At 62.3% G+C, this 5,000-nt stretch carries 7 protein-coding genes; 5 read left to right on the top strand and 2 right to left on the bottom strand.

Going from position 1 to position 5,000, the window contains the following annotated elements; all coding sequences use genetic code 11:
• Positions 1 to 416 precede the first annotated feature (416 nt).
• Both AC1DH9_RS22165 and cyaY read right to left on the bottom strand, forming a co-directional pair.
• The gene (locus AC1DH9_RS22165; protein WP_427538844.1) at positions 417 to 641 is read right to left on the bottom strand and encodes a DUF1289 domain-containing protein; all 225 of its coding nucleotides are present in this window, start codon (positions 639 to 641) and stop codon (positions 417 to 419) included.
• Between the two features lie 4 nt (positions 642 to 645).
• Complete coding sequence (gene cyaY / locus AC1DH9_RS22160; protein ID WP_477808780.1) at positions 646 to 978, bottom strand: iron donor protein CyaY; 333 nt, start codon at positions 976 to 978, stop codon at positions 646 to 648.
• Between the two features lie 238 nt (positions 979 to 1,216).
• Here cyaY and lptM point away from each other — a divergent pair, with 238 nt between their 5' ends.
• The 5 genes from lptM to AC1DH9_RS22135 all read left to right on the top strand — a co-directional run.
• A complete protein-coding gene (gene lptM, locus AC1DH9_RS22155) occupies positions 1,217 to 1,390 on the top strand; it encodes an LPS translocon maturation chaperone LptM (protein ID WP_019694236.1) in 174 nt (57 codons plus the stop codon).
• A 9-nt stretch (positions 1,391 to 1,399) separates the two neighbouring features.
• The gene (gene lysA / locus AC1DH9_RS22150; RefSeq protein ID WP_427538849.1) at positions 1,400 to 2,647 is read left to right on the top strand and encodes a diaminopimelate decarboxylase; all 1,248 of its coding nucleotides are present in this window, start codon (positions 1,400 to 1,402) and stop codon (positions 2,645 to 2,647) included.
• Between the two features lie 4 nt (positions 2,648 to 2,651).
• Positions 2,652 to 3,482, top strand: coding sequence for a diaminopimelate epimerase (gene dapF / locus AC1DH9_RS22145; protein ID WP_427538852.1), 831 nt, complete (start codon positions 2,652 to 2,654; stop codon positions 3,480 to 3,482).
• 13 nt (positions 3,483 to 3,495) lie between these two features.
• On the top strand, positions 3,496 to 4,221 hold the full coding sequence (locus AC1DH9_RS22140) for a DUF484 family protein (protein ID WP_427529667.1): 726 nt from the start codon (positions 3,496 to 3,498) through the stop codon (positions 4,219 to 4,221).
• Between the two features lie 2 nt (positions 4,222 to 4,223).
• On the top strand, positions 4,224 to 5,000 hold a 777-nt coding region (locus AC1DH9_RS22135), incomplete at its 3' end, for a tyrosine recombinase XerC (RefSeq protein ID WP_477808779.1).

The following is a 5,000-nucleotide window of genomic DNA, read 5'->3' as shown; positions in this document are numbered from 1 at the left end:
ATCTTGATCCACCCGCCCCTTCGGAAGGCCGAATGGAGGTGTTCATCAGGGGGTGGGCGCGTAGCGCCGTACGGCGCAGCCGGACACATCGAGAGGAGGTCGTCGCGAAGCAGACCGTAGGCGATGCCCCCTGATGAATGCCGGAGTGAGGGGACGCCGAGCCTAGGCGAGGTGCCGTACGCTTGGGGCGAAGCCTTTTGGTTCCTTTTTGGCGTTTGAAAAAGGGACTCGCCGTAAGGGCGAAACCGCAAGCGGCCGTTACCGCAGAAATGGATATGTACACCTGCGGGAGGTTGGTCGGCTGTCAGGCCGCCATCGCAGGCAAGCCAGCTCCCACACTTTTGATTGATGTACATCCGCGGGAGATTGGGCGGCTGTCAGGCCGCCATCGCGAGCAAGTTCGGCTCCTACGAAGACTAGCGCAGGGCTGAGTTCTTGCGCTGTTGAGCCTGGGCGCAAATCACCCGGCGTCGATCATCGTCCGCCGAGCGCCATTCGCGAATATCTTCGACATGGCGGAAACAACCCAGGCAGACTTTCTGCTCGTCCAGCCGACAGACGCTGGTGCACGGCGAAGGCACCGCCGCGCTGACATTGCTGTACAGCGGCTTTGGCGGTCGGACGGGTGCTGCCTCAGTCACCAGATCACAACCCTTCGAAATCAAGCTTGGCGCCGGCCTGCTCGCCGACGATGCGCTCAAGCATCTCGCCGAGCTGTTCTTCGCTCTTGTCACACATCCAGCGTTCGCTTTCTTCGTCATAGTCGAAGTGGAAGCCGCCGGAGACTGCCGCCARCCACAGCTGACGCAKCGGTTCCTGGCGACTGAAGATCAACTGGCTGCCGCTTTCGAACTTGACGGTGAGCACACCGGCCGAGCTTTCCAGATCAACATCCAGGCCACTCTCATCGAAAATATCCTCCAGCGCTTGCTGGGTGGCATCGACCAGATCGTGGAAACGGGCTTCAGTCAAACTCATTGCGGGAACCTCAAAAAGTGTCTACTCACGCTCAAGCGCCGCAAGATACGGCCGAGCCCCAGCGATTGCAAAGGATACTGACCAAGCATCAGACAAGAGTAGAAAATATCGACACACCTTGCGCCGCTTGATCGCTTGCCTGGGCAAAGGCCCGCCGGACGGGTGGCCCGTCGCATAGGCAAGCTGCCGGGTGGCCGGTATACTCCGGCGCAATTAACGCATTTTCAAGGATTTCGCCATGAAGCGCCTGATCTCTTCCCTTGCTGCGCTCGTCGCGGTTGCCTGCCTTGTCACTGCCTGTGGTCAAAAAGGTCCGCTGTATCTGCCCGATGACAGCAAATCCCCTGAAGAACAGGCGAAGTCGTCGCAGTCCAAAGCGCACCAGCACAGCACCAGTACCAGCACCTACTAAGGGAACATCATGGACGCTTTTAACTACCGTGACGGCGAGCTGTTCGCGGAAGGTGTTGCCCTGTCCGCCATCGCCGAACGCTTTGGCACACCGACCTACGTCTACTCCCGCGCGCACATCGAAGCCCAGTACCTGGCGTACGCCGATGCCCTGGCCGGCACGCCGCACCTGGTCTGCTTTGCGGTCAAGGCCAACTCCAACCTGGGCGTACTGAATGTCCTGGCGCGTTTGGGCGCCGGTTTCGACATCGTCTCCCGTGGTGAGCTGGAACGTGTTCTGGCCGCCGGTGGCCAGCCCGACAAGATCGTTTTCTCCGGCGTCGGCAAGACCCGTGACGACATGCGTCGCGCCCTGGAAGTCGGCGTGCACTGCTTCAACGTCGAATCCACCGACGAGCTCGAGCGCCTGCAAGTCGTCGCGGCCGAGCTTGGCGTTCGCGCGCCGATCTCGCTTCGGGTCAACCCGGACGTCGATGCCGGCACTCACCCGTACATTTCTACCGGTCTCAAGGAAAACAAGTTCGGCATCGCCATTGCCGACGCCGAAGACGTGTACGTCCGTGCCGCCCAACTGCCTAACCTGGAAGTGGTCGGTGTCGATTGCCACATCGGTTCGCAACTGACCACCCTGCCACCGTTCCTCGATGCCCTCGACCGCCTGCTGGCGCTGATCGACCGCCTGGGCGATTGCGGAATCTACCTGCGCCACATCGACCTCGGCGGTGGATTGGGCGTGCGTTATCGCGATGAAGAGCCGCCATTGGCTGCCGACTACATCAAAGCCGTACGCGAACGCATTGAAGGTCGCGACCTGGCGCTGGTGTTCGAGCCGGGCCGCTTCATCGTCGCCAACGCCGGCGTGCTGCTGACCGAGGTCGAGTACCTCAAGCACACCGAGCACAAAGACTTCGCCATCGTCGACGCGGCCATGAACGACCTGATCCGCCCGGCGCTGTATCAGGCCTGGATGGACGTCACGGCCGTGCGCCCGCGTGCAACTCCGGCACGCGCCTACGACATCGTCGGGCCGATCTGCGAAACCGGCGACTTCCTCGCCAAGGACCGTCAGCTGGCACTCGAAGAAGGCGACTTGCTGGCCGTGCATTCGGCCGGTGCGTACGGGTTTGTCATGAGCTCCAACTACAACACTCGCGGCCGCGCCGCTGAAGTGCTGGTGGACGGTGATCAGGCAATCGAAGTGCGTCGCCGCGAGACGGTAGCCGAGTTGTTTGCTGGCGAAAGCCTGCTGCCGGAGTAAACCCATGCTGCTGCGTTTTACCAAGATGCATGGCCTGGGCAACGACTTCATGGTCCTCGACCTGGTCAGCCAGCACGCGCACATTCTGCCCAAGCACGCCAAGCAATGGGGCGACCGGCACACCGGCGTCGGTTTCGACCAGTTGCTGATCGTCGAAGCGCCAAGCAACCCGGACGTGGATTTCCGTTACCGGATCTTCAACGCCGACGGTTCCGAAGTCGAGCAATGCGGCAACGGTGCGCGCTGCTTCGCGCGCTTCGTTCTGGACAAGCGCCTGACCACCAAGCGGCAGATTCGCGTCGAGACCAAAAGCGGCATTATCGAACTGGATATCCGCAACGACGGCCAGATCAGCGTCAACATGGGAGCACCACGCCTGGTGCCGGCAGAGATTCCATTCCAGGCGCCCGCTCAGGCCTTGAGTTATCAGGTCGAGGTCGACGGCCAGACCGTCGAACTGGCTGCGGTCTCCATGGGCAACCCCCACGCGGTAGTGCGGGTCAGTGACATCAACAACGCGCCGGTGCATGAGCTGGGACCGAAAATCGAAAACCACCCGCGCTTCCCGGCGCGGGTCAATGTCGGTTTTCTCCAGGTCATCGACCGGAGCCGTGCGCAGTTGCGCGTCTGGGAACGCGGCACCGGGGAAACCCAGGCCTGCGGGACCGGGGCCTGCGCTGCCGCAGTGGCCGCGATCAGCCAGGGGTGGATGGATTCGCCACTATTGATCGACCTGCCCGGCGGGCGCTTGTCCATTGAATGGGCAGGTCCTGGCCATCCGGTGATGATGACCGGCCCGGCAGTACGCGTATACGAAGGACAAGTGCGTCTTTGAGTGAGCGAAATACATGACTGATCAGCCTCAGGTTCCAGCCCCACAGCCCGACGAATCCCCTTCCGAAAGCCTGGAGGCGGCGGCGATTGCCGCGTACCTGGAGGCTCATCCGGATTTCTTCGTCGAGCACGAAGAACTGCTCCCGGCGCTGCGCATTCCGCACCAGCGCGGCGACACCATCTCGTTGGTCGAACGCCAGATGAAAATTCTGCGCGAACGCAACATCGAGATGCGCCATCGCCTCTCGCAACTGATGGACGTCGCCCGCGACAACGACCGGCTGTTCGACAAAACCCGCCGACTGACGCTCGCCTTGATGGACGCCAGCAGCCTGGACGACGTAGTCATCAGCGTCGAAGACAGCCTGCGCCAGGATTTCCAGGTGCCCTTTGTCAGCCTGATCCTGTTCAGCGACGAGCCCCTGCCGGTCGGCCGCTCGGTGACCAGTGCCGACGCACAAAAGGCCATCGGTGGCTTGTTGTCCGAAGGCAAAACCGTCAGCGGCAGCCTGCGCGAACACGAGCTGGACTTCCTGTTTGGCGAAGAACAGCGCAAGCAGATCGGCTCCACGGCAGTGGTCACCATCAGCCATCAAGGCCTGCACGGCGTCCTGGCGATTGCCAGTCGCGATCCGCAGCACTACAAAAGTTCGGTGGGCACGTTGTTCTTAAGCTACGTTGCTGAAGTCATGGGCCGCGTACTGCCTCGGGTCAACACTTCGCTACGCTCGGTACGCTGACCATGGAACGACAACTGGACGCCTACTGCGAGCACCTGCGCAGTGAGCGTCAGGTGTCGTCTCACACGCTGGAAGCCTATCGGCGCGACCTGAACAAGGTCCTGGCGCACTGCAAAAAACAGAACATCGGCAGCTGGACCGCGCTGGACATCCAGCGCCTGCGCAGCCTGATCGCCCGCCTGCACTCGCAAGGGCAATCCTCGCGCAGCCTGGCGCGGCTGCTGTCGGCGGTACGCGGGCTCTATCACTACCTGAACCGCGAAGGCCTCTGCGACCACGACCCGGCCAACGGCCTGGCGCCCCCCAAGGGCGAGCGCCGCCTGCCGAAAACCCTCGACACCGACCGTGCGCTGCAACTGCTTGATGGCGCCGTGGAAGACGACTTCATGGCGCGCCGCGACCAGGCGATTCTCGAGCTGTTTTACTCGTCCGGTTTACGTCTGTCGGAGCTGACCGGGCTCAACCTTGAACAGCTCGACCTGGCGGACGGCCTGGTGCAAGTACTCGGCAAGGGCAGCAAGACCCGCGTGCTGCCCGTCGGCAAGAAGGCCCGCGAAGCCCTGGAACTGTGGTTGCCGCTGCGCGCCATGGCGAACCCGGTAGACGATGCGGTATTCGTCAGCCAGAAAGGCCGGCGCCTCGGCTCACGGGCGGTTCAGGCACGGGTCAAAGCCGTCGGCGAACGTGAACTGGGGCAAAACCTGCACCCACATATGTTGCGACACTCCTTCGCCAGCCACTTACTGGAGTCCTCGCAAGACTTGCGTGCGGTGCAGGAA

The sequence above is a fragment of the Pseudomonas sp. 05T35 genome (assembly GCF_056396605.1).
This window is presented reverse-complemented; position numbering and strand designations above follow the sequence as displayed.

Excerpts from the sequence above, each read along its gene's own strand:
- AC1DH9_RS22140 (WP_427529667.1), top strand. The coding sequence starts at position 3,496 with ATGACTGATCAGCCTCAGGTTCCAGCCCCACAGCCCGACGAATCCCCT.
- lysA (WP_427538849.1), top strand. The coding sequence starts at position 1,400 with ATGGACGCTTTTAACTACCGTGACGGCGAGCTGTTCGCGGAAGGTGTT.
- dapF (WP_427538852.1), top strand. The coding sequence starts at position 2,652 with ATGCTGCTGCGTTTTACCAAGATGCATGGCCTGGGCAACGACTTCATG.
- lptM (WP_019694236.1), top strand. The coding sequence starts at position 1,217 with ATGAAGCGCCTGATCTCTTCCCTTGCTGCGCTCGTCGCGGTTGCCTGC.